This window comes from Taibaiella koreensis (genome assembly GCF_003545715.1).
GTDB lineage: Bacteria > Bacteroidota > Bacteroidia > Chitinophagales > Chitinophagaceae > Taibaiella > Taibaiella koreensis.
In genome coordinates this window covers 1,213,426-1,240,018 of record NZ_QVNU01000001.1, presented here as the reverse complement: position 1 = coordinate 1,240,018, position 26,593 = coordinate 1,213,426, and the positions used below count along the sequence as shown (strand labels likewise).

The 26,593-nt window shown below is 50.7% G+C and carries 24 protein-coding genes; 14 read left to right on the top strand and 10 right to left on the bottom strand.

Going from position 1 to position 26,593, the window contains the following annotated elements:
* Positions 1–123: 123 nt before the first annotated feature.
* Together DZK30_RS05500 and DZK30_RS05495 are read left to right on the top strand one after the other, a co-directional pair.
* Positions 124–1,281, top strand: a complete 1,158-nt coding sequence (locus DZK30_RS05500) for an outer membrane protein assembly factor BamB family protein (RefSeq protein ID WP_118973060.1) — start codon at positions 124–126, stop codon at positions 1,279–1,281.
* Positions 1,282–1,562: 281 nt separating this feature from the next.
* Entirely contained in the window at positions 1,563–1,973 is a 411-nt protein-coding gene (locus DZK30_RS05495; RefSeq protein WP_118973059.1) for a MaoC family dehydratase, read from the top strand.
* 95 nt (positions 1,974–2,068) lie between these two features.
* Here DZK30_RS05495 and DZK30_RS05490 read toward each other — a convergent pair whose 3' ends face one another.
* Complete coding sequence (locus DZK30_RS05490; RefSeq protein WP_118973405.1) at positions 2,069–2,542, bottom strand: nucleoside deaminase; 474 nt, start codon at positions 2,540–2,542, stop codon at positions 2,069–2,071.
* A 113-nt stretch (positions 2,543–2,655) separates the two neighbouring features.
* Between DZK30_RS05490 and DZK30_RS05485 the strand changes: the two genes are divergently transcribed.
* Both DZK30_RS05485 and DZK30_RS05480 read left to right on the top strand, forming a co-directional pair.
* Positions 2,656–3,660 (top strand): Gfo/Idh/MocA family protein, encoded by a 1,005-nt coding sequence (locus tag DZK30_RS05485; RefSeq protein ID WP_118973058.1) that lies wholly within the window; start codon positions 2,656–2,658, stop codon positions 3,658–3,660.
* Between the two features lie 107 nt (positions 3,661–3,767).
* Entirely contained in the window at positions 3,768–5,150 is a 1,383-nt protein-coding gene (locus DZK30_RS05480; protein WP_162902865.1) for a sugar transferase, read from the top strand.
* Positions 5,151–5,174: 24 nt separating this feature from the next.
* Here the strand turns inward: DZK30_RS05480 and DZK30_RS05475 are convergent, their stop codons facing one another.
* The 3 genes from DZK30_RS05475 to DZK30_RS05465 form a co-directional block, all read right to left on the bottom strand.
* Complete coding sequence (locus DZK30_RS05475; protein ID WP_118973056.1) at positions 5,175–6,068, bottom strand: hypothetical protein; 894 nt, start codon at positions 6,066–6,068, stop codon at positions 5,175–5,177.
* 35 nt (positions 6,069–6,103) lie between these two features.
* Positions 6,104–6,697 (bottom strand): hypothetical protein, encoded by a 594-nt coding sequence (locus DZK30_RS05470; RefSeq protein ID WP_118973055.1) that lies wholly within the window; start codon positions 6,695–6,697, stop codon positions 6,104–6,106.
* 325 nt (positions 6,698–7,022) lie between these two features.
* Positions 7,023–8,201 carry an acyl-CoA dehydrogenase family protein gene (locus DZK30_RS05465; RefSeq protein ID WP_118973054.1) on the bottom strand — a complete coding sequence of 393 codons (1,179 nt, stop codon included), beginning with the start codon at positions 8,199–8,201 and terminating at the stop codon, positions 7,023–7,025.
* Positions 8,202–8,668: 467 nt separating this feature from the next.
* Here DZK30_RS05465 and DZK30_RS05460 point away from each other — a divergent pair, with 467 nt between their 5' ends.
* Positions 8,669–9,526, top strand: coding sequence for a sigma-70 family RNA polymerase sigma factor (locus tag DZK30_RS05460; protein WP_106522960.1), 858 nt, complete (start codon positions 8,669–8,671; stop codon positions 9,524–9,526).
* A gap of 106 nt (positions 9,527–9,632) precedes the next feature.
* On the opposite strand, the gene DZK30_RS05455 is transcribed toward DZK30_RS05460, so the two are convergent.
* Entirely contained in the window at positions 9,633–11,321 is a 1,689-nt protein-coding gene (locus DZK30_RS05455) for a hypothetical protein (protein WP_118973053.1), read from the bottom strand.
* Between the two features lie 243 nt (positions 11,322–11,564).
* Between DZK30_RS05455 and DZK30_RS05450 the strand changes: the two genes are divergently transcribed.
* From DZK30_RS05450 to DZK30_RS05440, 3 genes are read left to right on the top strand one after another with little or no spacing between them, the layout of a single operon-like run.
* Complete coding sequence (locus tag DZK30_RS05450; RefSeq protein ID WP_162902864.1) at positions 11,565–12,137, top strand: hypothetical protein; 573 nt, start codon at positions 11,565–11,567, stop codon at positions 12,135–12,137.
* A gap of 9 nt (positions 12,138–12,146) precedes the next feature.
* Positions 12,147–13,409 carry a SecDF P1 head subdomain-containing protein gene (locus tag DZK30_RS05445; protein WP_162902863.1) on the top strand — a complete coding sequence of 421 codons (1,263 nt, stop codon included), beginning with the start codon at positions 12,147–12,149 and terminating at the stop codon, positions 13,407–13,409.
* Positions 13,406–13,891 (top strand): cysteine peptidase family C39 domain-containing protein, encoded by a 486-nt coding sequence (locus tag DZK30_RS05440; protein WP_118973050.1) that lies wholly within the window; start codon positions 13,406–13,408, stop codon positions 13,889–13,891. The genes DZK30_RS05445 and DZK30_RS05440 overlap by 4 nt, the downstream gene beginning before the upstream one ends.
* Before the next feature lies 1 nt (position 13,892).
* Here DZK30_RS05440 and DZK30_RS05435 read toward each other — a convergent pair whose 3' ends face one another.
* Positions 13,893–14,432 carry a YfiT family bacillithiol transferase gene (locus DZK30_RS05435; RefSeq protein ID WP_118973049.1) on the bottom strand — a complete coding sequence of 180 codons (540 nt, stop codon included), beginning with the start codon at positions 14,430–14,432 and terminating at the stop codon, positions 13,893–13,895.
* 140 nt (positions 14,433–14,572) lie between these two features.
* On the opposite strand from DZK30_RS05435, the gene DZK30_RS05430 reads away from it, so the two are divergent.
* Positions 14,573–16,318: a gliding motility-associated C-terminal domain-containing protein gene (locus tag DZK30_RS05430; protein ID WP_118973048.1), complete on the top strand. Its 1,746-nt coding sequence runs from the start codon at positions 14,573–14,575 to the stop codon at positions 16,316–16,318.
* Positions 16,319–16,467: 149 nt separating this feature from the next.
* Here the strand turns inward: DZK30_RS05430 and DZK30_RS05425 are convergent, their stop codons facing one another.
* From DZK30_RS05425 to ahcY, 3 genes are all read right to left on the bottom strand, one after another.
* Positions 16,468–18,180 carry a T9SS type A sorting domain-containing protein gene (locus DZK30_RS05425; RefSeq protein WP_162902862.1) on the bottom strand — a complete coding sequence of 571 codons (1,713 nt, stop codon included), beginning with the start codon at positions 18,178–18,180 and terminating at the stop codon, positions 16,468–16,470.
* 219 nt (positions 18,181–18,399) lie between these two features.
* Complete coding sequence (locus tag DZK30_RS05420) at positions 18,400–20,085, bottom strand: T9SS type A sorting domain-containing protein (RefSeq protein WP_162902861.1); 1,686 nt, start codon at positions 20,083–20,085, stop codon at positions 18,400–18,402.
* Positions 20,086–20,385: 300 nt separating this feature from the next.
* Positions 20,386–21,711, bottom strand: coding sequence for an adenosylhomocysteinase (gene ahcY / locus DZK30_RS05415; RefSeq protein WP_118973045.1), 1,326 nt, complete (start codon positions 21,709–21,711; stop codon positions 20,386–20,388).
* A gap of 124 nt (positions 21,712–21,835) precedes the next feature.
* Between ahcY and DZK30_RS05410 the strand changes: the two genes are divergently transcribed.
* Positions 21,836–22,330: an Lrp/AsnC family transcriptional regulator gene (locus DZK30_RS05410; RefSeq protein WP_118973044.1), complete on the top strand. Its 495-nt coding sequence runs from the start codon at positions 21,836–21,838 to the stop codon at positions 22,328–22,330.
* A 15-nt stretch (positions 22,331–22,345) separates the two neighbouring features.
* Here DZK30_RS05410 and DZK30_RS05405 read toward each other — a convergent pair whose 3' ends face one another.
* Complete coding sequence (locus DZK30_RS05405; RefSeq protein ID WP_118973043.1) at positions 22,346–24,859, bottom strand: T9SS type A sorting domain-containing protein; 2,514 nt, start codon at positions 24,857–24,859, stop codon at positions 22,346–22,348.
* Between the two features lie 161 nt (positions 24,860–25,020).
* On the opposite strand from DZK30_RS05405, the gene DZK30_RS05400 reads away from it, so the two are divergent.
* From DZK30_RS05400 to DZK30_RS05385, 4 genes are all read left to right on the top strand, one after another.
* Positions 25,021–25,305 carry an HAD family hydrolase gene (locus tag DZK30_RS05400; RefSeq protein WP_162902860.1) on the top strand — a complete coding sequence of 95 codons (285 nt, stop codon included), beginning with the start codon at positions 25,021–25,023 and terminating at the stop codon, positions 25,303–25,305.
* Positions 25,245–25,694, top strand: a complete 450-nt coding sequence (locus tag DZK30_RS05395; protein WP_394342377.1) for an HAD family hydrolase — start codon at positions 25,245–25,247, stop codon at positions 25,692–25,694. The genes DZK30_RS05400 and DZK30_RS05395 overlap by 61 nt, the downstream gene beginning before the upstream one ends.
* Before the next feature lie 25 nt (positions 25,695–25,719).
* Entirely contained in the window at positions 25,720–26,133 is a 414-nt protein-coding gene (locus DZK30_RS05390; RefSeq protein WP_118973040.1) for a hypothetical protein, read from the top strand.
* Positions 26,134–26,269: 136 nt separating this feature from the next.
* On the top strand, positions 26,270–26,488 hold the full coding sequence (locus DZK30_RS05385) for a class I lanthipeptide (protein WP_118973039.1): 219 nt from the start codon (positions 26,270–26,272) through the stop codon (positions 26,486–26,488).
* Positions 26,489–26,593: the final 105 nt, after the last annotated feature.

Sequence of the window (26,593 nt, the reverse complement as noted above, 5' to 3'; positions counted from 1 at the left end):
TCATTATTATTCAGGCTTCGGCCCAACACAAAAAATAATCCCGCCGTCTTTGCATAATAGGAATAGAATGCTTATTATTGTGACATTCTTTTGCCAAACTAATATATAATATAATACCACAGGATGAACCTACGTAGACGTTATTGGGCATTGGCCGCATCGGCAGTTTTTACGATAGCAGGCCTTAGCTCCTGCAAAGATTACAGCCCCGATGAACCATTCCCGGATGTTTATACCCAGACGCTGTTTGTTGCCAGCAACAACCAGATCGTTTACGCTATTGATCCCATTAGCCCGAATGACAAGTGGAAATGGAAATTCCCGGTTGAAGGTGAAGTGCAGGCTACCCCGCTTTTATACAATAAGAATGTCTATATCGCCACTTTATCGGGCAACCTGTACCGTGTTGATGCCCAGTATGGCAAGGTCCAGAGCAACCGCAATTTCGGCGAACCTATTGCCGGCACTCCCATCGTACGCGACGGCGTATTGTTTGTAGCGGCAGGCAGCAAGCTTTATGCGCTGGACCCCGGCTCTCTCGGCGATATTCCCACCATCACGCCTTATGATATCGGCGGCCAGATCATTGCTTCTCCCACCACGCACAATATTCCCGGCCAGGAGTCCAAGGCCATTTTTGTAGCCGGCATGAACAATAAGATCGCTGCGCTGAGGCCTAACCTATCCATGATATGGGAACGTACACCGGATGAGGCGGGCGCTTTCTATTCATCGCCTTGTGTAGTGAACGACAGCTTCCTCTATGTCGGTAACGACAATGGCAATGTTTATTCCTTCAAGATCCAGGATGGCAGCGACAAATGGAAATTCCCTACCGGCGGCCAGGTGCGCAGTTCCCCCATCCAGATTGGCGGTAATGTGCTGGTTGGCAGCAACGACCGCTACATGTATTCCGTCGATTCGGCTACCGGCCTGGTACGCTGGAAAGTGCTCACCGGCGACGGCGTACAATCTTCACCTTCCGTATTCAATCAATATGTATACTTCGGCAGCTTCGACGGCAATATGTATTGCGTCGACATTATTGACGGAAAGGTTAAATGGCAGATGAAGACTTTCGGACTGATCAAATCTTCACCCACCATTTATAGAGGCGATGTCTATTTCGGCAGCTTCGATAAGAATCTTTATCGTCTCGATGCCATGGACGGCTCTCAGAAATTTGTTTTCAACGTTAACGGCCAAATGGCTACCTCCCCCATTATCGACAGTTTGGGTGGAGCCGCCATCCCTTCTATCAGCGGCGACTATCGCTGGTAAGGTGACTATTCAAAGACAAACGCGACCGGAGGTATTCCGGTCGCGTTTGTCTTTATTAGAAGTTAGATTTTAGACGTTAGACATTAGAGGTTAGAGGTGAATACCCAATACCCAATACCCAATACCCAATACCCAATACCCAATACCCAATACCCAATACCCAATACCCAATACCTAATACCTAATACCTAATACCTAATACCCAAATTTTGGATTTTGAATTCTGGATCTGAATCTTGAACTTAGTGGGGTACTAAATCATTTACCTGTAAAATACGCCTATGTTAAACATCGGAGATGAATTCCGCCACAAGTTCAGCTATACACAGCAGGACGTAAACGACTATGCCCGCATCAGTGGCGACACCAATCCCCTGCACATTGACCCCCAGGCTGGTAAAGAAAGCATGTTTGGCCGCAATATTATTCACGGCTTCCTGGGCGCCAGCGTATTTACGAAAATATTCGGTTCCCTCTGGTACGCCGATGGGCATGTTTACCTGAGCCAAAGTATCAAATGGCTAAAGCCCATGTTCACCGACCAGGAATATGAAGCCGTAATACGGGTAAAGGAGATCTTTCCGGAGAAGAACCGGGTACTTTATGAGTGCGCCGTTTATGATGTTGCCAGCGGCGACCAGACCATAGCTGCCGAGGCCATGCTGATGAATAAAAAGCAATATGTGTGGTAAATTTCCAGGCCCTCAGCAGGATAAAAAGTATTCCTGCTGAGGGCTTCATTAATCTATCCTGGCATAGCCCGAACAATCTTAGCCGCTGCAGCGGTCTAATATTGTTCCCGGTTTTCTTTTTCCTGCCATAGCCGGAATACCTTCAGCGCCTCGGTCTTGTCCATAGCGATCATTGGGATCTTGCGCTGTTCCAGCGGCCGCACCAGCTCATCGTAGATAAAAGAATCGTCGAATCCCGTCTCTGCGGCATCTTCCCGGGTATTGGCATAAAACACTTTCTCGGGGCGGGACCAATAGATGGCGCCCATACACATCGGGCAGGGCTCACAGGAGGTATAGATCGCACATCCGTCGAGTTGATAAGTACCCAGATGACGACAGGCATCCCTGATGGCCATTACTTCTGCATGCGCCGTAGGATCATTGCCGGCCAGCACACTGTTCCAGCCGCGTCCCACAATCACCCCATCCTTTACAACAATACAACCAAAAGGACCGCCCTGCCCTTCTTCCATATGACGCTGGCTGAGCAGCACCGCCTGTTCCATGAAAAATGCATCCTGATTCATCTTGCTAAAATTGGCCTTTGTAGAAAATATAGGCATGCAAACTTAGCGAGCTTTGCGCTAATTATCTTATTTTGCAAGCCTAATATAAAAATAACATTCGGAGAATTAAACACATGCTTAAAGTCGGCGTTTTTGGTGCAGGGCATCTCGGAAAAATACACATACAGCAATGGCTGGAAATACCGGGAGTTACGCTGGTTGGTTTTTACGATCCCAATGATGACCACGCTGCGGGCGCCATTACACAGTACCAGGTAAAGCGCTATGCCGACCCCGAAGCCCTTATTGCTGCCGCCGATGCGCTTGACATTGTCACCAATACCACTTCTCATTTCGAAATAGCCAAAGCTTGCCTGCTGCAATCTCGTCATTTATTTATAGAGAAGCCGATGACGCATACCATGGCCGAAGCCAGGGAATTGGTCAAGCTGGTATCGGAAGCCAATGTAAAATGCCAGATCGGTCATGTGGAGCGGTACAACCCGGCTATGCTGGCCCTCAGGAACCGGAAGCTGGAGCCCATGTTCATCGAAACCCATCGCCTGGCCCAGTTTAATCCGCGGGGAACAGATGTAGCGGTCATCCTGGATCTGATGATCCACGATATAGACATTATTCTGCACCTGGTCAAATCTCCGGTAAGGCGCATATCGGCCAGCGGCGTAGCGGTGATCAGCGACACAGCTGATATCGCCAACGCCAGGATCGAATTTGACAATGGTTGTGTAGCCAACCTGACCGCCAGCAGGATCTCGTTGAAAAAAATGAGAAAAATGAGGCTTTTTCAGCGGGATGCCTATATCGGGATTGATTTCCTGGAGAAAAAAACCGAGATCATCCGAATGAAGGGAGAAGAGGAAGAGCGCGGCTTTTTCGATTTCCCGATCGAGTTGGGAGAAGGCAGGCAAAAGATCATTTCGATCGATACGCCCAATGTGAAGCCGGTTAATTCGATAAGGGAAGAGCTGGCCGATTTTGCTCTCTCGGTGCTGCAGGATAAGCCGGTAAACGTTTCGGTTTACGACGGGCTACATGCTATGGATGTCGCCCACCAGATCTTACAAAAAATGATCATACAAATGAACCCGGAGGCCAACGAAAAAACAATGCGTGAGTAAACCGGATATATGCAAATAGAATTGTCCATTAACGAATAGTAAACAGGAGTAGCACGGGAATGAATTTGTCTGCGGCCAAGAAAAGTGCGATTGTCATTCTGATAATTTTGGATTACCTCACAGCAATTGCTGCCTGGCTCGTCTTTTGGCTATACCGGCAGCATTTGCTGCACAATGCGTTTCCTTCCATTTATCCCTACGAGCGCAACTGGGGACCGAGAGATTATGTTATTTCCTTTCTCATTATCCCTTTATTCTGGACCATCCTGCATTTTCTTTCCGGCGCTTACTTTGACCTCTACCGCAAATCGCGTCTTGTCGAAATTTACCGCAGCCTCATCATCGCCATGATAGGCTCGCTCCTCGTGGGCATGGTCTCCTTTTCCAACGATACCGACAGCTTTAAGTATTTTTTTGAGATCACACTCTGGTATTTCCTCACCCATACTTTTTTCCTGCTCATCACACGCCTGCTATGGCTCTACAAGGTCAAAAGAGACCTGCTTAAGGGTAAAGTCAGCTATCACACACTTATCGTAGGCGGTAATGGCAAAGCGACCAAGGTATATAACGAGATTAAGAATAACCCCCATGTGCTGGGCAACGAAGTCATCGGTTTTGTAAGCGCCGACCACAACGTGGCGCCGCTCAATATCGGCAACGTACCCGAGCTGGGATCGATCGATCAGCTGGAGCAGATCATCGCCAGGCACCGGATCGAGGAAGTGGTGATTGCCGTGGAGTCGCACGAGCATAAGAAGCTGGAGCACATTCTCACCCAGCTTAGCTATACCCCCACCATTATCAAGGTGCTACCCGATCTCTACGACATTATTTCCGGCTCGGTAAGGATCGACAATGTATATGCCCCGGTGCTCATCAGCATCCACCCCGAGCTGCTTCCCGACTGGCAAAAGGTATGTAAACGTGTGTTCGACATCCTTTTCTCCCTTCTGGCGCTCACTATCCTTTCACCGCTATACCTGTTTACAGCAATCAGGGTACGGCTGTCGTCGCCGGGGGCCATTATCTACAAACAACAGCGCATCGGTTTGTTTGGAAGGCCATTCTACATTTATAAATTCCGGTCGATGTATACCAATGCAGAGGCGGAAGGCCCGGCGCTCAGCAGCGACGAGGACAGGCGCATTACCCCCTGGGGCAAGGTGATGCGTAAATGGCGTATCGACGAGTTGCCGCAATTTGTCAATATATTGCAGGGACATATGTCGCTGGTAGGCCCACGACCCGAACGTAAGTTCTTCATCGACAAAATTATAGCTACTCACCCCCATTACAAATATTTGCACCGGGTAAAGCCTGGCCTCACTTCCTGGGGTATGGTGCAATATGGCTATGCCGAAAATGTAGCCCAAATGGTCGAACGTATGAAATACGACCTGTTGTACATCGAAAATTGCTCGTTGGCTCTCGACGTCAAAATCATGCTGTATACCATTAAGGTATTGTTCCAGGGAAGGGGAAAATAATCGGGTTACGGGTTTATTTCAGGGCTACAAACCACCAGGCTCCGCAAAATCCCGGATCTGTCGCAACAGATCATCCATCGCCTGCACCTCGCGTTCTTTACGGGGCAGCAAGCGCTGGAAAAAGTAAGGTACCCTGCATCCGGCCACCACAAATGGCAAAAAGCATACCAGCAGCGAAAGCAGCAAAACCGGCAAGGGAAAGGCTGTTACTCCGGGCAATGAAAGCATAGCCAAATAACCATCAGCCGATCCTAAAACGATAGCCACCAAAATGATGCAGCCGATAAACAAACCGGGATAAGCCATTACCATCGTTGCCGGCGCATGACAGGCGAAAGTATACGCCACGGCTATTACGATGGCCAATACAATAACCAGTACACCTGTATACCACTCTGTTACCTTCCAGGGGCCTTGCCAGATGATAAGCCAACCCAGGTCCAGGACCAGGAAGGCAGCCGTCATATTACCAACCAAATCAAAGGGAATAAGCGGATGAGAAAAACATCCCGAGGCCTCCAGACCTGCAATGACCAGAATAGAAAAGCAATAGAAAAAATTGGCCCATAGCAAGGCCTCCATCTTGGTTACGATCACTTTGATCTCGTTCCTGACGGACATGTGCGTCCGATACAGCATAAGCGCCTTCTGGCAACGTTCTGTCTCTTTCAGCAAGGCTTCAAAAGCGGCTGCCCGGCCATCTCCGCTCGCCCGTAAGGTGGCGAGAGCCGGCCGTATGTAGTCCGACGTGTTTTTAGCACGCTCGATCAGCGCAATAATCTGCCGCGTTTTTTCCTTTAGTTTCGGCGTCAGGTACTTTATTATGTACCTGTTGGCAAAATTCAATATGATGAATGCAGAGGAAATGCCGGCCAGTATCTCGTATTCAGAAGTAAAATTGCATAGCTTTATATCCATAAAGAAAAGCTTATGGATATAAAGATAAGGAATATTTAATGCACAAAATATAAATTATGCGAAAAATGTGCATTAAAAATATTGCGCAACTCTTGGTTTTTGCCGGGGTGGTTAAAACTGCCCGACATGACGGACGCCCTGGGGCTGAGCTGTATCAGGTATTTGTCGTCGTCGAAGAGAAAGAAGCTGATAATTTCGCCATCTGCACACACTTTCCGTTCCCTGCGTAACGCTTCCAGGCCATCGGGCTCCAGTTCCCGGATGTCACAATTAGCAGCATGGTCGTGAAGACAAGCATGGCGGAACAAAGCATTTTCCTTTGCGCCATGGTCAGAATCGTAGGCACACAGTATCCTGAGGCGAATGCGGTGGTTGATACAATAATGCAATAAATTTTCTTCGTGAAATCGGGATAGTATATCCGGGGGATAAAAACCTACCAGGATATCGATTGTGCGACGCGTAAGACCAGCCATCCTGGCGACAAGCCAGTGCGACTCCTGATCATTCTTGCTGAAAACAGGAATATCTGTGGAAAGTGTATAAGCCAGCGTCTTATCCAGGTATCTCCTGTATTCTTTCCTTTCCGGGTCTTGTTCTCTTTTCCGCTTTTTAGCAATGTTGGACATGATGCCATTTTTTAAAGTCAATCATCACCCATTTAGACTCCCCCTTTACCAAATATAACACCCCCCAAGGCCAAAAAGATATATATGTGGAAAAGTTTTCACAACTATTATCTGAAAAGCGATGTCTATATTCATATTTTATATTGACAATCAATAAATAATGCTTCCATTGTCATGTTGTTAAAAAAAATACAAAAATACAACAATAAGCCGTGTCATTACCGCCCAGGCAGGATAAAGCCACTTTTACGATAACTGACCTAAAAACTAGAGGCCGTTCAATTTGATTTGAACGGCCTCTGGTTTACAGAAATATTTGAATGAACTATTTGAACGCATTGAACCCGGTCACATCCTGACCCGTAATGAGCAGGTGGATATCGTGGGTACCTTCGTAAGTGATCACCGATTCCAGGTTCATCATATGACGCATGATGCTGTACTCGCCGGTAATCCCCATACCGCCCAGTATCTGGCGGGCTTCGCGGGCTATAGTAATTGCCGTCTGGCAGCTGTTACGCTTGGCCATGGAGATCTGTTCGGGCGTTGCACGGCCTTCGCTGCGCAGTACACCCAGGCGCCATACCAGCAACTGGCCCTTGGTGATCTCGGTGATCATTTCGGCCAGCTTCTTTTGGGTAAGCTGGAAGCCGCCGATGGGCTTACCAAACTGTATACGTTGCTGTGAGTAACGCAATGCCGTATCGTAGCAATCCATAGCGCAGCCCAGGGCGCCCCAGGCAATACCAAAGCGGGCGCTACTGAGACAGCCCAGCGGTCCCTTGAGCCCTTCTACATTGGGCAGGATATTTTCTTTGGGAACTTTCACATTATCGAAGACCAGCTCGCCGGTAGCCGAAGCACGCAGGCTCCACTTGCCATGGGTTTCCGGAGTGGAAAAACCTTCCATACCGCGTTCTACGATCAGGCCTTTGATCTTACCTTCCGGGTTACGGGCCCATACCACTGCGATATCGGCAAAAGGTGCGTTGGATATCCACATTTTGGAACCGTTAAGGATCACGTGGTCGCCGGCGTCGGTATAATTGGACAGCATGCCCGCAGGGTTGGAACCATGATCGGGCTCGGTAAGGCCAAAACAGCCCATCAGCTCGCCGGTAGCCAGCTTGGGCAGGTATTTCATCTTTTGCTCTTCGCTACCATAGGTAAGGATCGGGTACATCACCAGCGAGCCCTGTACCGATGCTGTAGAACGGATACCGGAATCACCCCGTTCGAGCTCCTGCATCATGATACCGTAGGAAATATAATCGAGACCCGGACCACCATATTTATGCGGCACAAAGGGTCCGAAACAGCCCTGCTCACCCAGACCTTTAATGATCTGTTTGGGGAATTCGGCGCGTTGCGCATAATCCTCAATAATGGGAGATATCTCTTTCTTCACATATGCCCTTACGGAATCGCGGATCAGCTTATGTTCGTCTGTCAGCAGCTCATCCAGCAAGTAGTAGTCGGGATGTTGATATAGGTCTTGAGCCATAAAAAAAATGAAATGATAATTTAAATCCGGCGCAAAGGTAACAATTTGGCGTAAAGGATAGCTTGCTCCTCAAAAGAAAAGCCAAACGTCAGTGACAAGGCTTCAGCGATTTCATCAATAATAATTATATCTGTATAAAAATGTAAAATTCAAATCTTCGCAAACACGGTGCTGGCAACGCTTCCACTTTTTTCACCTGGTAAAAACCTTGTAGGAATAAGCCTTGTAGCTGCCTGACATATCAAAAGTGGAACGAATTTTGTGGCTTAAACAGGTGTGGAAAAGTCAGGCTATAGCGTAGAAACGGTTTCCCCGGAAAAGGTTTTTTTTAACATCGACCGTTAAACTAAACCCAACGAATATCCGTTTTTATTTAGTCTTTCCGAATACGAAATAGAATGATTACCTTGCGGGATTTTTCCATCAGAAAGGCGTAAAAGTTTACATCTAAATAAATACAATCAATTATGAGGCAGCTAAAAATTGCTACTCAGATTACGAATCGTGATTCGCAAGCTGTAGAAAAGTACCTTCAGGAAATCAGCCGTATTTCGATGATCACCCCCGAGGAGGAAACTACTTTGGCGCAAAAGATTCACGTAGGAGATCAGCGTGCATTGGAGAAACTGGTGAAAGCCAATCTCCGTTTCGTTGTTTCTGTAGCCAAGCAATATCAGCACCAAGGTTTGTCCCTCAGCGACCTTATTAATGAAGGCAATCTGGGTCTGATCAAAGCAGCACAACGTTTCGACGAAACGAAAGGCTTTAAGTTCATTTCCTATGCCGTGTGGTGGATCCGTCAATCCATCCTGCAGGCTTTGGCCGAGCAGGGCCGTTTGGTACGTTTGCCCCAAAATAAAATCGGCACTTACAATAAGGCCAATAAAGCTTACATCGCTTTTGAGCAGGAGCACGAGCGCGAGCCTTCGACCGAAGAGCTGGCCAGCATCCTGGAAATGAGCGAGACTGAGATCGCCAATATCTTCAGCAGCAATACCCGCCACACTTCCCTCGACGCTCCCGTACACGAAGCTGAGGATGTAGCGATGGGCGACCTGCTGGAAGGCAGCAACGATACCGACGATACGGTGATGAAGGATTCCCTGAAAGCCGAGATCCAGCGTATACTCAAATCCCTGAGCGTGCGCGAAGCGGAGATTATTTCCGCTTATTTCGGACTCGAAGGCGACAGCGGTCCCTCTGTAGAAGAGATCGGCCAGAAATATGACCTGACCAAAGAACGCATCCGCCAGATCAAGGAACGCGCCATCAAGCGCCTTCAGAAAGCACGCTATAGCGGCTCCCTGAAATCCTACCTGGGATAAAAGCCATATCTGAATAGCATATAAGAATGAAAGCGCCCGGCTGTTGCCGGGCGCTTTCATTTGTACCATGAAGAGAGGAAAAGCTCTCCTCCGGGAATGAATAACCTCATTCTTTTGCCAGCTTATAGCTGTAGTATATGCCCGGCCCGCTGAATATGAGATAGTAATCTCCGGCGGCAAGATGGTCCATGCGCAGCCATAATCCCGCTTTCAAGGCATTGGCCCCTATGGTCTGCCGGTGTATTAAGCACCCTTGTCCGTCTACAATGGCAAGCGATAGCCCGGGGTGTTCCTGCTCACTTTGGATATGCACTTTTTCCCTGACAGGATTGGGGTATAGCCGGAGCCCGGCAAGCGCACCGGGACTATTGATACCCAGGCCCTGGTTGCTGATCGTGATCAGCAGGGAATCCCTCATGGCGGGATTGATGAGCGAAACGGCCTTGGCCCACACCGTGCCATTGGTCGCCGCTGCGACCCTAGCCTGCGCACCTGCGGCTACGATGCTTGCGGTACCGGTAACCGGTACAATGCTCCAGGCTACGGTATCGTCGGTCGATTGCGGCCATACCATGCACACCAGGTCAAGCGTTCCGTCGTTGGCGGTAATCAGGGCCGGTCCGCCATCGGCCGTCCACACCTCGATGCTATCTACCGGCGGCGAGGTGACGCCATCGTAGACGGCAACGTATTTATTTTCGCTCAGGCCACCGATATCGGGATAGCTGAAGTCGCCGCCGGCATATATTTTCTTCCTGGCCGTATCTAAGTGGAGCGCAAATACCCCGCTATTGGCTCTCAGGGCGCCAAGGCCGGCGCCCAGTTCCGACCAGGTGCTGCCATTCCATCTGGCAACATACCGGTACCCGGCAGCATTGGTGAAAGCACCGGCGGCATACACGTTGCCGGCGGCATCGGTACGCACCGCGCTGATGGGCGCGTCTGCATTAAGGGCAGTTGCTCCTGTTCCCGGCTCCGACCAGATATTCCCATCCCAACGAGCAACATAGTACTTGCCGCTGCTATTGGTAAATTCACCGGCGGCATAAATATTCCCGAAAGCATCGCCCGTAACCGTATGAATGTTCCCGTTGGCGTTCAGACCGAAAACGCCGGGGCCTAGTTCGCGCCAGGTACTGCCATCCCATTTGGCTACATATTGCTTGCCCGAGCTATTGGTGAAAAGGCCGGCGGCATAAAGGTTGCCGGCGGCATCGCCCCACAAGGCCCTGATCCCGCCGTTGGCGTTGAGCGCATTGGCGCCGGTACCCAGCTCAGACCAGGAGGTACCGTTCCAGCGGGCTACGTGGTATTTCCCGGAGCTGTTTTCCAGGTTGCCGGCCACATAAAGCGTACCCGCCGCTGCCACATGCATGGCCCATATTGATTCGTTCAGTTGTGCATCCAATCCGGCGGGATCGAGGTCGGTCCAGGTGCTGCCGTTCCATTTGGCCACACGTTGTTTCATATCGCTGTTCATTAGCTCACCGGCGGCATAGACATTCCCCGCGGCATCGGCGCCCAGCGTGAGAATATAACCGCTGGCATTTAAAGCGCCGGCGCCCGTTCCCGCTTCTGTCCACTGGGCGCCATCCCAATGGGCAACATAAAATTGGCTGGTATAGCTGCTGGTGGCGTATACCTTACCCGAGGCATCGGTAACAATGCCCCGGATCTCATGGCGGGCATTGAGCGCGTGGAGCCCTGTACCCAATTCGTACCAGCCCGGCTGCGCCTGCGTAACGCTGCTGCAGAGTACCATCAATAGTCCGATCGTCAATATTCCTTTGTTCATGTTCCTGATTTATTGTTCTGTAAATGCGGATCGATTCAAGACCGTTTACAGAAACAGACGGCTCCGGTAATTGCGCTTCTTAGATGGGGAGCGCAATTACCGGTTTTCAGGTAGGGCCGCTGAAGGAATGATTGTTGTGACACGTCCACCCAATCCCCCCTTTTAAATTTCAGCAACTCTTGCTAATTTGCGGTATGCTTAATGGCCGGAGATTCTCTTCGGCTCATTAAGATCACCTATATCATGAGAAATTCAAAGCGTATCTGTGCCCTGCTGGCACTGGTCTTGTCTGCAACAATTGCCTTTGCCCAAACAGGCATGCAAGTCAAGCAGAACAATGCGGTAGCCGAGCAAGCCGCCATGGACAAGCTACAAGAAGCCTGGAGCAGCTTTGCCGACGCCCTGCTGCAACAGGATACTGCACGGCTGCGGTCCTTGTCGGCAACGACAGTGCGTTGCGACGTCTGCCCGATCGACACTATTCTGCCAGGCAATGCTTCCGCAGAAGAATATAACAAACGAAAGCTGATGCCTTTTCATGACTTCCTGAAAAAGGCGCCGCAGCTCTTCTACCCCGCTACCCTATCCCGCCTGAAGGACACAAGTAAACTGATGTTTACAGACAATGAGCATAATGCCGCCCTGTATCCATTGTCGGGCATTCCCAAGGCCATACGACTTAACCATCCGCGTTACAAAGAGGTACTGCTGACCGTTGTTGACCCATCTGCAGACTACGAAGGAGCGCAGCAGGCTTTTGCCTTCGTCGAGACAAAAGATGGCTTTAAATTCTGCGGCTATTCCACGATACCTTAATCCTCAACCATGAATAAAATTTCCGTTCGCCCGGGCCTGATGGCCTTAACAATACCAGTCTTGCTGCTCTCAGCTTCCTGCCACAATACTATGGCACCCAAGGGAGGGCTCAAAGTAAGTCTTGTTACCGACTACAGGGCGCTGATCCGCGACATGGCGGGCTATCCCGAAGACATGGCTTTTCAAACGGCCCTGGACAGCGCCTTCCACGATTCCGGTGTACCGCATAAGGTACAGATCAGCAACTTTATCCGGTACTACAATGCCCTGCAGCCCGGCAAGCAGGCCACAAGCCTCTTTTATTCCGGCGACAGCAAAGGCTTTACCGGTGACCAGGCGCTGGCAGACCACCTGGCAGCGGCATTGTCCAACGCCGACCGGCGCATGGACCAGGTGATCAAAGCCCGGGCAGAGGCCTTTTTCAACCCGGAGGCGATCAACATGCGTGTAGCGCATACTTCCCCTACGCAAACGGATGTGTATCTTCCGGGAGCAAAGGATGAGGAAACTGTAAGAGCGATGTTCCGTCATCAGACAGGCGTCCGTTTCTGGGCTACCGCCGATATCGAAACGCTAGGGCCTTCTCTCGTTCGCCTGAACGATAGCCTGCAGCATATACCAGTCATAACGACAACCGCAAAGAAAGAAGGCGAGCCTTCCTTGCAAGAGATGGTGGATCATGGTGCGAAGGTGCAGGCGGCATCTTTATTTGCGCTGCTGATGCCCGCTTTGGGCCAGGATGGCAAGCCTTATGGCGCCTCCTATATTGGTATAGCCAGCATAGAAGATACTGCAAAGTTGCACAATGTGCTCAATGGCCCAGTAAGTATAGCAATCCTGCCGAAAGGCCTTCGCTGGCTATGGGGCAATCTGCCCGGAACAAAGCAGGATCAAAAAGCCGTAGCCCTGTATGCGATCTATGTACCCCGGGATGAAAAAGCCCCGGTGGGCGGCACGGATATTAAAAGCGCCCGGGGCGATATGCAGGGACGGGGGCCGGAAATCTCACTGGAGATGACTGAGGCAGGTGGACGGAAATGGGCTACCATGACCCGTTCCCGCATAGGAAAGGCTATTGCCATCGAGCTCGACAATTTCATTTATTCGGCGCCGCTTGTGAATGAAGAGATCCGCGGCGGCAGGAGCGCCATTACCGGCGCCTTCTCTGAGGCAGAAATGGAAGACCTGGTCAAAGTGCTCAATGCGGGCACCTTTCCCCTGCCCTTTCGTATTGTATCGATCCAGCCTTACAGCGCTAACAGCAACCCATGAAATACCTGCTTCTCTTATTGCTGCCGGCTTACTTATTGATCGCCTGCTCTCCGCCTGCCCCACCCCGGCAGTTCCCGTACTTCAGACAAACGCTGAATTACGATTGTGCACCGTCCTGCCTTAAAATGATCTATGCCTATTACGGTGAGGAGTATCCGGAGACGGAGCTGATGCGGCGGCTGAAAACGGATTCCACGGGCACCACATTGCAGGCGATGTACGACCTGTCAAACCAGCTCGGCTTTACGACCATGCTGGTATCCGTCAATATGGATTTTCTCACCGAGAACATCAAGCTGCCCTGTATCGTAGACTGGAACGGCAATCATGTCGTGGTGGTGTACAAAGTCGATTCCACGCATATCTATGTAGCCGATCCCGCCGATACCTTTCATGTCTACGACAAGCAGGCCTTTATGACCAGCTGGTTGCATTCCAATAGTGAAAACAAGGGTATCGCGCTGGTGGTGTACAAGTTGTGAGCTACCAGCCCATCCTTTCCCTCAGCCGCATAATATGTTCAAAATGATGTTTGCAATGCCAGGCATAGGAAGCCAGTGATTCCCATAAAGGTATAGCACGGCCGGCTTCCGGATGAAAATAAGTCCTTTCCCAATCTTCCGGCTTAATGCCGCGTAGCAAGACTGCCCAGCGCCGGTGCAGGGCATGGACCAAGGTAATACTCACATTCAAAGGCACCGCCTGCACATCGGGCAATTCGGCCCACAAAGCCTCGTTATAAGGTTTGATCACCGGACTTTGTTCTGTAAGCGCCAGTTTGAAGCGGGTGTAGCCATTCATATGGCTATCGGCAAGGTGATGCACTACCTGGACAATTGTCCAGCCACCGGGCCGGTAAGGCGTTTGCAGCTGTGCCTCGTCCAGGTTCTCGATCGCATGATCGTACCATTCGGGTGCGGCCTCTATCTTGCTGATCCATTGCTGCAATAAGGCTTCATCATAGGTTGACGGCGTCTGAAAACGTCCGATCGGGTAAGCCAGCTGTTCTAAATGCTCTTCCATTATTGTGATCTTTTGCTTTTTATCTGTTCTTCAAAGGTAAAAGGAAGAAGAAAACGAAAAACACTTGTAAATAACCAGCATTTGTTCTGCCAGGACCGTCTATACAGATAAAATGAAGTGCATTCAAATCTCCGGATGTCATGAAAAGCTTTCTCAGAAAAATATTGCTGCAGCTATTGTTGTTGTTGTTGGGTAGCTATGGCTGCATGGCTCAGGGTGAAAACAATATCTGGATCAATAACTACGCCTTTGTTTCTATGGACTTCAATGGCGGCCCCGATCCGGCGTTTGGTACCGTTCCTTTATCTGCCGGATGGTCGGGTCCATTTGCCCGCACGGCATCGGTATGCGATGCTTCGGGCCGATTGCTGTTCTATACCAACGGCCGCGATGTCTTTACCGGCAGTGGCGCCACAATACAGCAAGATAGTACCAGCCCTGTAGTCCCCGATTATTATTTCCTTACACCAGTCCTTATTATGCAACAACCCGGAAATGCCGGCCGGTATTATATATTCACCCTGGCGTCGGATAGCGTGGACCATGCCACACTGTATTATTCTGTTGTAGACATGAGTATGGAAAGTGGCGAAGGTGCCATCGATCCTTCGGAACGTAACGTCAAAATAAAAGACGACCTGATGCAAAGCTTCCTCGTTGCGGCACACAATGAGGATTGCCATATGTGGGTATCGGTACGGGCCAAGGACACGAATACCTTTATGAGCTTCCCGGTTACGGCGGCAGGTATAGGGCAACCCGTATACTCCGTTGCCGGTCCCCTCATCGCTACACCACCTTCGCCTCATCTGTTCGGCCTTTCCAGCTTTATGATCGGGAAACGTTCCAAAGATGACCGTAAGGTATCGCTGGTTACGACAGAGCTCAATGCCGGGGGCGAATATGTTTCCCGCACCTTGCAGATCCTGAGTTTTGACCGGCACACCGGGCGGTTTTCAGATGACCTGACGCTCTTCCAGAATGTAACAGATGCGTACCGCCTCAACCTGTACCCATGCTGCTTTTCCCCCGATGGATCGAAGCTTTATACCACCGACCATTACAGCGGGAACAATCCCGGCAAGATCATTCAATACGATCTCAGCTTGGTTTCAGAAATTGCTGTCAGGCAATCCAAAACCGTGATCGATACCCTTCCACCTCCTACCTCCCTGCACGAGAGCTATATTACCGATATGCGTCTCGGGCCCGATGACCGTATTTATATCGCCTCCCTTACGCCTACCCCACCGGCGCGTATCAACCGGCCCAATCTCGCAGGCCCTGACTGCTCGGTACAACGCGGGCTGACCCCGCTGCTCAGCTCTTTTTCCGTTCCTGTACTTTTTGCAGAAGAAGCCATGATCCCACCTCAAACAGGCAAGAGGGACCTATTGGGAAACGACACCACGGTATGCAGGGGGCAGACATTGTTGCTGGAGCTGCCGGAGTTCGAAGGACACCTTTATACCTGGCAGGACGGCAGCACGGGTAGCTTCTATTCCGTGCAAAAGGAAGGCACTTATACTGTACAGCTCCAATCGCCCTGCGGCGCCTATACCGACTCGGTACATATAACCTATCAATCCTGTAACTGCAGTACAGTAAAGGCACCTACAGCTTTTTCACCCAACGGCGACGGCCTCAACGACGAATTCCTGCCCCTTAACGATTGTGGCACTGATATACGAAGCTACGACCTGAATATCTATAACCGCTGGGGACAACAGGTATTCGCATCCTCCGATGGACACAAAGGATGGGATGGCCGCTACAGCAATCAACCAGCTGATGTAGGGACCTACTTTTATGTAGTACGTATTGTACCACAACAAAACGACCGTACGCCGCTTTTCCAGAAAGGAGACTTCGTATTATTACGGTAGGCGAAAGCCATGCAATAATTGCTGTCCGTGGCTTTGCCGGCTTCTGCCTGTTGCTTTTCCGGCAGAGCACCTTAAACAATTTGCCACAAAAATAGCCCGGCGTTAACCGGGCTATTGTTTCATGATGAAAGGAAGGCTTGCTTAAGCCACTATTGTTTTACAACCATTTTCGTGTCGATCTTTTTGCCGTTCACAGTAGCAGTAAGCATATAAGAACCTGCGGTAAGCTTCTTCGCATTTTCTATGACTACATCGTGACCACCCTTGGCCAAAGGAGCCTTGTATTGTCCTACCAGGCGACCGGCCATATCGTGCAGCTCCAGGCTCAGGATGCCGTCCTGCTGAAGAGATACGAAAGTATGCAGCACATCGGAGAAAGGATTGGGATAGGTGCTGATCGTTGTCGCTGTTTTCACTATCTCCGCCGCTACGCCGGTTGGGGCGCCAGGCTTGAACTGCGGATCGCCCCATTTATGAAAAGCGTGGTGCAGCTGGTATTGACCGCTGGAAGGGTCAACATCATAATAAGTAGCATACAGGAACATGCCTACACCTTTAAGGCCGGTCTTGCTTAAAGCAATACCGCTGGTAAAACCTCCGGGCATCGACGGGGTTTGCGCATGGGGAAGCTGCAGATAATCATCCATGCTGGTTACAGCGGTACCGCTGGCATTCATTTGCACACCCATATATTCATTAACGCTTGCACCATCGGTAGCATACCAGGTAATCATGATCTGCTCAACATTAGTACTGGGGTAGTCATTGCCATAGCTTACGGCCGGGCTGAATACCTGAAAGCCTACTCCGAAAGGATCCAGAGCGCTGTTTCCCAGCTGAACACCGGAAGTAGCCACTACTTCATGAGAGGCGGTCATGCTGGCATTCTTATGCTGTACAATCACATTCATACCATCGCTATAAGTATAAGCCCAGGAGCTGCCCGCAGGACTAGCCGATACCGAAAAAGCAGGACAGTCAAGTACCAGCCTGGAATTTAAAGTAGCACCCACATATTTGTTATCGGGAGTAGCAGGCGTTACCGTACCAGGACTGGCAGCCAGTATGCTCATATCGACAGAAGTTTCTGTAATAAAGCCGCCGCCGGAATAAACAAAATGCAGGGGGTAGGCGATACCGCTGTTGTTGACCGGCTCAACAACCCGGGTAAGGGCGATGTCGACACCTGTTTTATTGGCAGTACCGGTCAGGGTGCTCACGCCACTCCAGCCAGGACTATTGTTCATATATACCATGGCTTGTATCCCTTTATTAACGCCGGGCTCTGTATTTACCCAGGCGATAGCGCCGTTATATACTTCCTGAAAGTCCATACGGATACGGCCATAGGTAGGCGAATGCGACAGCACCTTATGATCGATCAGGTTGTAACCGGGGGCGGAAGCAGTAAGCTCATACACATCCAGCATATGCCCGGCGGCGGGTTTGTAATAGGCTACCAGGATATCGGTATTGTGGGTAACGGCGTTCACGAGACTGCCCACCTGCAGGTCCTGCACCCCATTGTAGGGAATAGCAGTCTTCCACAGCAGATTGGCCGGATTGTTGTACTCGGTCAGCAATACGGTAACCTCGTGCTTTCCATTGACAATGTCCTTGCTGTTCCAGGCAGCAAGATAGAGATCTGTTGCCGTTCCGATAGAGGGTGCCAGGTTGTCGAAACGGACATAGCTGCCGCTAAGGGAATAATTGGAAGTAACCTCCGCTTTACCCATATGCGGGTCACCGAAGGTAAATTCATAGGCATTAGGCGGCGCAAAGAAGGGCTGCGCGTGCAGACCAGCCGCATTGACTGTGCATAAGGCCGTAGCCACGGCAAGGAACTTTAAAGTTTTTTGCATAGAAGGTATTTTGGTATGAGAAAAAAAATTTGCGATCATCATTTTAAGGAGGCTGTCTCCAATTGGTAGTTTTTGCCCTATTGAACGGTTCGAAATACGGCAAAAATTACGTCTCAAGTTTGTCTACATTTCGACTCGCTCAATGTGACTGACCGGATACCTTTCGAGACAGCCTCAATCATATTTAAACATGATCCGGGACCGTAAAGGCCAGCAGGATTATCGTTTTACGACCATTTTCGTGTCGATCTTTTTGCCATTCACAGTAGCGGTAAGCATATAAGAACCTGCAGTAAGCTTTTTCGCGTTTTCTATGGCCACATCGTGACCACCTTTGGTCAACGGAGCGTTGTATTGTCCCACCAGGCGACCGGCCATATCGTGCAGTTCCAGCTGCAGCACACCGTCTTCGGCAAGCGTAACAAAAGTGTTCAGTTTATCGCTGAAAGGATTGGGATAAGCACTAAACGTTGTCGCTTCCATGGCTGCGCTACCGGATGTACCTGTTGCGCCCTCTCCTTTGAATACGACATCGCTCCATTTGTGGAAAGCGTGATGCAGCTGATACAAGCCGGTAACCGGGTCGATATCATAATAAGTAGCATACAGGAAGTCACCCACCGATTTAGGGCCCGTTTTGCTCAGCGCGATACCGCTGCTGAAGTTGGAAGGTATGGAAGCGGTATTGGCGTTGGGCAGCTTCAGGTAATCGGGTGTGCTGGTAATGGCGGTACCGTTTGCATTCATCCTTAACGCCATATAACCATTATCACCGGCGCCATCGGTAGCATACCAGGTCACCATGATCTCTTCCGGCGAGCCGTTGGGATAACCCTGTCCGTAATTGATCGCCGGGCTGAACACCTGGTATACACCACCTACAGGGTCCAGGGCGCTGTTGCCCAGCATGCCGCTCGTAACGATCGACATATTGACGCCGCCCAGGGTTGCATTACGGTTACGGACGATTACATTGATACCATCGCTGTAGGTATAGGCCCAGGCACTGGGATTGGCAACAACAGTTGAGGTAGAAAAATCGGGGCAGTCGAGCACCAGCCGCGAGGCCAGGCCGGCGCCTGCATAATGGTTGTCATTCACCGTCGGCGCAATGGTTCCGGGTGCCAAAGCCAGTGTGCTCATATCAACAGACGACTCTGTTACAAAGCCGCCGCCGGAGTAAACAAAATGCAAGGGATAAGCGCTCACAGGTCCGTTAATCTGGGTGATTGCAATATCGACACCAGCTTTATTCGCCGTTCCACTCAGGGTGCTCACACCGCTCCAGGTATTGTTGATGTATACCTTGGCCTGAATGCCTTTGTTGGGTCCTGCTTCTGTGTTCACCCAGGCTATAGCGCAGTCGTAAGTCGCATGAAAATCCATGCTGATGCGGCCATAGGTGGGTGCGTGCGACAAGGTGGTATGACTAGCCAGCGAAGGTACGGAAGGGTTCAGCTTATAAACATCCAGCATATGGCCTACGCCCACCTGGTAATAAGCAACCAGGATCTCGGTATTGTTCGTAGTGGGATTCCTCAGACTGCCCACCTGCAGGTCCTGTATGCCGGTGTAGGGAATAGAGGCTTTCCACAGCACATTGGTCGGATTACTTGGCTCCGTCAGCAGCACGGTCACTTCATGTCTGCCACCGATGTCCTTGCTGTTCCAGCCGGCAACATATAAGTCGGCATAAGCCGATCCGAGCACCGGCGCCATATCGGGAAAGTAAGCGTAACCGGCCCTGAGCGAATAGCAGGAGGTATTCTGTGCCGGCGTTACATGAGGATCGCCAAAGACGTATTCGACGGCATTGGGAGCTACAAAAACTTGCGCGTTCAATTGGGTTGACGTTGCAGCCAGTAAGGCCGCGGCCGCCGTAATGTGTGTTAATGTTCGTAACATAAAAGGTATTTGGTTAATGAAAAATGTATACTCCAAACGAAGGTCAAGGCTGACACTTCGTTTTGGGGGTATAAAAATATCGTGCCGGAAGGCGCGCCACGACTGTCTTTTCACGAAGACCATCTTTTCCTTTACAAACCGGCAGGTATATTTTTTGCGCTCATATCACCATCATACCAAAAACCCGATTGTTCTTTGCCTGGTGCTTTAGAATTTCCCGGAACTGACTATCCCGGATTTGCCCATAAAAAAAGTGCCGGGCGTTTTGCAGCCCGGCACTTTCCTATAAAAAAGGGGTTATTAATAACGGTAATGCTCCGGCTTAAACGGACCTTCCTGGGGAATACCCAGATAAGTGGCCTGCGCATCGGTAAGCACATCCAGCTCTACACCGATCTTGGCCAGGTGCAGGCGGGCTACCTTTTCGTCAAGGTGCTTGGGCAATACATATACTTTGTTCTCGTACTTATCGCTATGCTGCCACAGTTCTAGCTGGGCCAGCACCTGGTTGGAAAAGGAATTGGACATAACGAAAGAAGGATGACCGGTAGCACAGCCCAGGTTCACCAGGCGGCCTTCTGCCAGCACAATCACGTCTTTTCCATCAATATTGTACAGGTCCACCTGTGGCTTGATGGTATCTTTGGTATGACCGTAGTTCTTGTTCAGCCAGTCCATATCGATCTCGATATCGAAGTGACCGATATTACACACGATCGCTTTATCCTTCATGGCTTTGAAATGCTCGCCGGCAATGATGTCGCGGCAACCGGTAGTGGTTACGATGATATCGGCCTCCTTAACGGCATCAACCATTTTCTTTACTTCAAAACCTTCCATAGCGGCCTGGAGTGCGCAGATGGGATCGATCTCTGTCACGATCACGCGGGCGCCGGCGCCACGGAGCGAATCGGCAGAGCCTTTACCCACATCGCCGAAGCCAGCTACTACAGCTACTTTACCGGCCATCATTACATCGGTAGCGCGACGGATCGCATCTACCAGCGACTCACGGCAGCCGTACTTGTTATCAAACTTGGACTTGGTAACGCTGTCGTTCACATTGATCGCAGGCATAGGCAACGTGCCTTTAGCCATACGCTCGTACAGGCGGTGAACGCCGGTAGTGGTTTCTTCAGACAGGCCTTTAATGCCCTGGATCAGCTCGGGATATTTATCGAAAACGATATTGGTCAGGTCGCCGCCATCGTCGAGGATCATATTCAGCGGACGGTCTTCGCCACCGAAGAATAAGGTTTGCTCGATGCACCAATCAGCCTCTTCCAGGGTTTCTCCTTTCCAGGCGAACACGGGAATACCGGCAGCAGCAATGGCAGCGGCAGCATGATCCTGAGTAGAGAAGATATTGCAGGAGCTCCAGCGTACTTCGGCGCCCAGTGCGATCAAGGTCTCGATCAGCACAGCAGTCTGGATGGTCATGTGCAGACAACCGGCAATACGGGCGCCCTTCAATGGCTGCTGGGCAGCATATTCGGCACGGATGCTCATCAGGCCGGGCATTTCGGCTTCCGCAAGGCGGATCTCTTTGCGGCCCCACTCGGCCAGGCTGATGTCTGCTACTTTATAAGGCAGGCTCAGATCGATATTTTGCAAGCTGGTTGACATAAATGATCTCAATTTAAATTTTGTCCCGCAAAGGTAGGGCATCAGAATAAAACACCAGCATACAGGCAAATATTCAGAACAAATGATCAAAAATCACTAATTTCATAGAACAAAAGGAAGAATTATGATCGAAAAGACGCCTCAAAAAGATCAGGTATCTACGCCCCTGGATGATAAGGATCTGGCGATCTTGCGCCTGCTCCAGCAAAACGCCCGAAGCACCGTACGGGAAATTGCCGCTGCCGTGCACCTCAGCCCCACCCCGGTGCACGAACGGATCAAAAGAATGGAAGAAGAAGGGGTTATTCGCCAGTATGCTGCGCTGGTGGACCATACCAAAGTGAGGAAGGGCCTGATGGTGATCTGCTACGTATCGCTAAAAGAGCACAACAAGCAGTCCGGCGCTAAATTTATCCGCACCATTCACAACCTGCACGAGGTGATCGAATGCTATAACATCAGCGGGGAGTACGATTTCATGCTAAAGGTCGTGGCCGAGAACATGGATGCCTATTACGACTTTCACGTCAATAAGCTGAGCCAGGTAGAGAATATGGGCCGGCTGCAGAGCATCTTCGTCATGGGCATCATCAAGCAGACCCACCAGCTGGTCAACTGATGAAACCTGTCCCGGCTACGGCCGGATCAATAAAGGAAAAGTCCTTGTTCCATGCTCTGTTTGCACCCTGACCCTGTAAATACCTTCCGTGGGACCGTCTAGCCTGATGAAGCTGGTACCGGCCATGCAGCTTTTCCGAAGGACGGCTTGTCCCAGGATATTATATACACTCACTGCTATGGAACCAGGTGTTTTAATGGTGAACCAACCCTTACTAGGATTGGGAAAGATGACAATATCCGGTACTTGTCTGCCTTCTGCTATGCCCGTAATCACGACCGGTATGCAGACCGAGGTGTCGGAACAAGCCCCGACAGTTACCACCACTGCATAGCTGCCGTCGGCCGTTGCCGCATATGCCTGGCCAGTGGCATTGTTGATTACAGTATTACCATTACAATCGATCCATTGATAGGCAGCGCCGGCCAGGGCCGCCGTAAGGGTATTCCCGCTAACCGATACGGCGACATTGACAGCAGGCGGTTCGGTAAGCTGAAGCGATGCTGTATCGACGCAGCCCGAAGCATCCGTAACGATATAGTGATGCAGACCCGCTCCTGCGGTAAAGGTATCCACGCCGGCATAGGCTCCCGTTCCGCCTGTAGCATCGACGACCACTATAGCTGTGCCACCGTTACATTCAATATCTGTAACTGTTATGGCATTAGCCATCACAGCTGATGGCTCTGTTATCGTAAGGGTATCGCTGCCGCTGCAGCCGGAAGCATCGGTAACTATAAAACTGTGCCAGCCCGCAGTGGCCGTAACCATACCCGTACCGGTATACGGCGGCGTTCCTCCCGTGACGGTAACCGTTAAAGCGGCCGCTCCTCCGTTACAGACTACGGGGGTATCCACAACCACACCGGCAACGATTGCAGCAGGCTCGTTAAGCATAAGGGATAGCGTATCGCGGCAACCGATAGCATCGGTAACCACAAAGCTATGGGCGCCTGCGGGCACAACAAAAGTCCCCGTACCGGTATAGGGTGCAATTCCTCCTGTGGCAGCAATGACAACCGTGGCGGAATCGCCATGGCAGGCGACAGGCGTGACCGTCGATGAAGCTACCATAGCACAGCCCAGATCAAACTTGACTACATACGCGTCATTGGGCCCCAAAGCAGTCATATTATAAGTGCCCGCACCCGGATCAAAATCCCCACTGCCTTCAAAAAAACCGGTGCCATACAGCTTCCCCCTGCTGTAAACCAAGCCACGGGAATAGCTTAGGCTGCCGGCTCCGATCAAGCCACCTCCCACGAACCCGCCTGCCGTGTCAAGCTTAACCAGGTATGTTGCGGCAGGCGTACCGTTGACATTGAAAGTACCGGGGCCTGGGTCCAGGTCCGATATGCCGTCAGCAACACCAGTGACATAAACATTGCCGGGAGCATCTACCACCATAGTTGTTAGCCAATCGAAATCCTGATAATTACCTATTCTCCGCGCCCAGTTAAAATTACCAGTGCTGTCGAGCTTCAATACAAAGGCATCGGTAAGTCCCTGCGTAGTCAGGTTATACACGCCGGGTCCGGGATCGAAATCGCTGGTACCGGAGTAAGTACCCGCAAGCAGGATATTACCGCTGCTATCGGAAGTAATCACGATTCCCTGGACATTGCCGGGATCTCCTACCTGCTTTGCCCATAAAAAATCACCTGTAGCATTTAATTTCAGGACAAAAGTATTCGGATACGCTGAAGCTGCAGACATGTTATATACACCCGGACCAGGGTCCAGGTCAGTAGTACCCGTAAACCAGCCGGTTGCTTCCAGGTTACCTTGCCTGTCCAGGTATAGCCCGGTACAATGGTTATATCCCGCACCCTCGAGTATTTTGGCCCAAACGAGGTCGCCGGCAGGGCTTACTTTCAAAATAAAGCCATCTTCCAGCCCGGTCGAAACCACGTTATGAACTCCGGGACCCGGGTCCAAATCGCAGCTACCGTTAAAACCACCCGACATAAAAAGATTGCCGGTATCATCTGCGATCAACGTAAACAAAGCCTGATAGTAGTTAAACGGAACAACTTCACCTATTTGTTTTGCCCATATAAAGTTACCGGCTGTATCCAGCTTCAGGATAAAAATATCATCTGAATTAGCATTAGAGGTCAGGTTGTATACACCCGGACCAGGATCAAAGTCGACCGTAAAAGTAAAACCTCCGGTAATAAAAAGTTCACCGGAAGCATTGACCGCTATTTTTCCGCCGGCGTCGGAACTATTGCCACCAAGGCGTTTGGCCCAAACGAAATTTCCATTCGCGTCTTGCTTGGTGATAAAAATATCATCGAGCCCCCCACCCGTTCCTGCCGAAGTCAGGTTAAACACACCCGGACCGGGATCGAAATCGACTGTCCCTCTCAGCGCACCTGTAGTGTAGACATTGCCCCATAGGTCGACAGCGACACTAAGGCTATTGGCATATCCCGTTCCGCCGGCATGTGTGGCCCATACCAGCTCCTGGGCCTTGAGCGAAAAGACGCTGGCCACAGCTGCCAGCGTAAGCAGAAATTTTATCATCACCTGTTTTGGGTTTTAGGTCAGCACAAAATAAGTAAAAACAAATTCTCATCATAACGAGCGTCTAAGCTATGTACGATACATAAAACAGCAGGCACAGCCTCTTTCCGCTATCTGTCGTTTTCATCCTGGAGCGCGTATCTTCGTACTTTCCGATGGCAATGAAGCAATACCTGATCGTATTCGATATTGACGGCACCTTGACCGATAGCGTAGCGCCGCACCAGACGGCATTCGTAACTGCCCTGCAACAAATGGGTATAACAGAGATCGATACTAATTTCAAAAACTACCGCCACCATACCGACAAGCACATCGCCCGGTCATTTATGAAAAGAACCAGGCAAAGGCCTTTGATACGGAACAACAGGAACGGTTTGAAACCCTGCTGTATCAGGCCTTATGTTCTGAGCCGCTCGCAGAGATCTCCGGCGCGCTGGCGATGATCCGTACACTGGAGGCACTTCCTCATGTTGGCCTTTGTTATGCCACGGGGTCTTTGCGTCAACCTGCCGTATATAAACTGGAACAGTCTGGTATCGGCTTTGATCCGCTGCAGTTGTCGGCATCCAATAACATCGAAGAGCGCGAGCAGATAGTGCTTCAGGCCATAGCACAGGCAAAGGTTTTCTTCCGACAAGATCACTTTGAACGTATCATTGCCGTAGGCGATGGCCTTTGGGACCTGGCTGCTGCACGCAACCTGGGCCTCGAATTTATTGGTGTGGGACGGCAACACCGGGAGCTGCTCCTTAGTCAGGGTGCAGGACTTCACCTGGACAGCTGGATGGAGTTTGACCCCGCATGCCTGGCACAACCCTTAATCCTTTCCTGATGCCATACGATCATTAAGCCCTTTATTGCTCCTCCTGCTTTGCTGTGGCTGCAGCATATGGCGTACGCATCCCGATAGATGTGCCGGCGCCACCGTACACGACATCGAGCAGGTTGACGATTGTCTTAAAGGCAAAACGGTGGCTGCGGCACTGCAGCTGCTACAGGTCGACCCGAATGCGATAAATCTGCTGGAAGAGCCATCGCCGGGACTCAGGGTTCTTAGTCTGCAACAGGGTGATTCGTGTCATATCCGTTTTTATATCCGTCCTATACCTGTTCCCGGCAAAGGCCTCTCTGAAGCGCCGTCCCGGCTCGGCCTCGTGCGCGCACAGAAGATCATCGGGCTGAGCTGGCAAAAACCGGGTACCGGCAAACGGTGCTATATCGGAAGGGTACCCGATCTTTATATCCGTAACGAACGCCCTCCCATTCGCTGAATTGACCGTTTGCCCATCCGGGACGGCAAGTGCTTCATATCCTTTCCAACGACACTTATACAATCATACCGTACATCAATACAATGCCGTTTGCTTTTGGAGTAGCGATTTCGTTGTTTAGCCACAAAACAGAACTATGAAAAAGAAAAATCTTAAGCTCAGGCGGCTGTCTTTCCGTAAGGAAGATATTTTACCCTTGCAACAACAGGAGAAGCTGCATGGTGGCTGCCCACCTACGAGCGCCGGTGGCTCCTGCATCACCAATAAGCCTACCTGCGACAATATGCGGTGTACCGTTACCTGCCCCAATACCTTTCCCCCGCAATGCTCGGTGGCCATCGTATGCATCGGCTAAAGGCGCCGGCTGATTTTGAGGTTTAACGTGTTGGCAACACCAGCTGAGCACAGTCTAAAGTCGCCCTTCGACTACGCTCAGGGTGACTTTAGACTGTGCTCAGGG

Excerpts from the sequence above, each read along its gene's own strand:
- DZK30_RS05500 (WP_118973060.1), top strand. The coding sequence starts at position 124 with ATGAACCTACGTAGACGTTATTGGGCATTGGCCGCATCGGCAGTTTTT.
- DZK30_RS05495 (WP_118973059.1), top strand. The coding sequence starts at position 1,563 with ATGTTAAACATCGGAGATGAATTCCGCCACAAGTTCAGCTATACACAG.
- DZK30_RS05490 (WP_118973405.1), bottom strand. The coding sequence starts at position 2,542 with ATGAATCAGGATGCATTTTTCATGGAACAGGCGGTGCTGCTCAGCCAG.
- DZK30_RS05485 (WP_118973058.1), top strand. The coding sequence starts at position 2,656 with ATGCTTAAAGTCGGCGTTTTTGGTGCAGGGCATCTCGGAAAAATACAC.
- DZK30_RS05475 (WP_118973056.1), bottom strand. The coding sequence starts at position 6,068 with ATGGATATAAAGCTATGCAATTTTACTTCTGAATACGAGATACTGGCC.
- DZK30_RS05470 (WP_118973055.1), bottom strand. The coding sequence starts at position 6,697 with ATGTCCAACATTGCTAAAAAGCGGAAAAGAGAACAAGACCCGGAAAGG.
- DZK30_RS05465 (WP_118973054.1), bottom strand. The coding sequence starts at position 8,201 with ATGGCTCAAGACCTATATCAACATCCCGACTACTACTTGCTGGATGAG.
- DZK30_RS05460 (WP_106522960.1), top strand. The coding sequence starts at position 8,669 with ATGAGGCAGCTAAAAATTGCTACTCAGATTACGAATCGTGATTCGCAA.
- DZK30_RS05455 (WP_118973053.1), bottom strand. The coding sequence starts at position 11,321 with ATGAACAAAGGAATATTGACGATCGGACTATTGATGGTACTCTGCAGC.
- DZK30_RS05450 (WP_162902864.1), top strand. The coding sequence starts at position 11,565 with ATGAGAAATTCAAAGCGTATCTGTGCCCTGCTGGCACTGGTCTTGTCT.
- DZK30_RS05445 (WP_162902863.1), top strand. The coding sequence starts at position 12,147 with ATGAATAAAATTTCCGTTCGCCCGGGCCTGATGGCCTTAACAATACCA.
- DZK30_RS05440 (WP_118973050.1), top strand. The coding sequence starts at position 13,406 with ATGAAATACCTGCTTCTCTTATTGCTGCCGGCTTACTTATTGATCGCC.
- DZK30_RS05435 (WP_118973049.1), bottom strand. The coding sequence starts at position 14,432 with ATGGAAGAGCATTTAGAACAGCTGGCTTACCCGATCGGACGTTTTCAG.
- DZK30_RS05430 (WP_118973048.1), top strand. The coding sequence starts at position 14,573 with ATGAAAAGCTTTCTCAGAAAAATATTGCTGCAGCTATTGTTGTTGTTG.
- DZK30_RS05425 (WP_162902862.1), bottom strand. The coding sequence starts at position 18,180 with ATGCAAAAAACTTTAAAGTTCCTTGCCGTGGCTACGGCCTTATGCACA.
- DZK30_RS05420 (WP_162902861.1), bottom strand. The coding sequence starts at position 20,085 with ATGTTACGAACATTAACACACATTACGGCGGCCGCGGCCTTACTGGCT.
- ahcY (WP_118973045.1), bottom strand. The coding sequence starts at position 21,711 with ATGTCAACCAGCTTGCAAAATATCGATCTGAGCCTGCCTTATAAAGTA.
- DZK30_RS05410 (WP_118973044.1), top strand. The coding sequence starts at position 21,836 with ATGATCGAAAAGACGCCTCAAAAAGATCAGGTATCTACGCCCCTGGAT.
- DZK30_RS05405 (WP_118973043.1), bottom strand. The coding sequence starts at position 24,859 with ATGATAAAATTTCTGCTTACGCTGGCAGCTGTGGCCAGCGTCTTTTCG.
- DZK30_RS05400 (WP_162902860.1), top strand. The coding sequence starts at position 25,021 with ATGAAGCAATACCTGATCGTATTCGATATTGACGGCACCTTGACCGAT.
- DZK30_RS05385 (WP_118973039.1), top strand. The coding sequence starts at position 26,270 with ATGAAAAAGAAAAATCTTAAGCTCAGGCGGCTGTCTTTCCGTAAGGAA.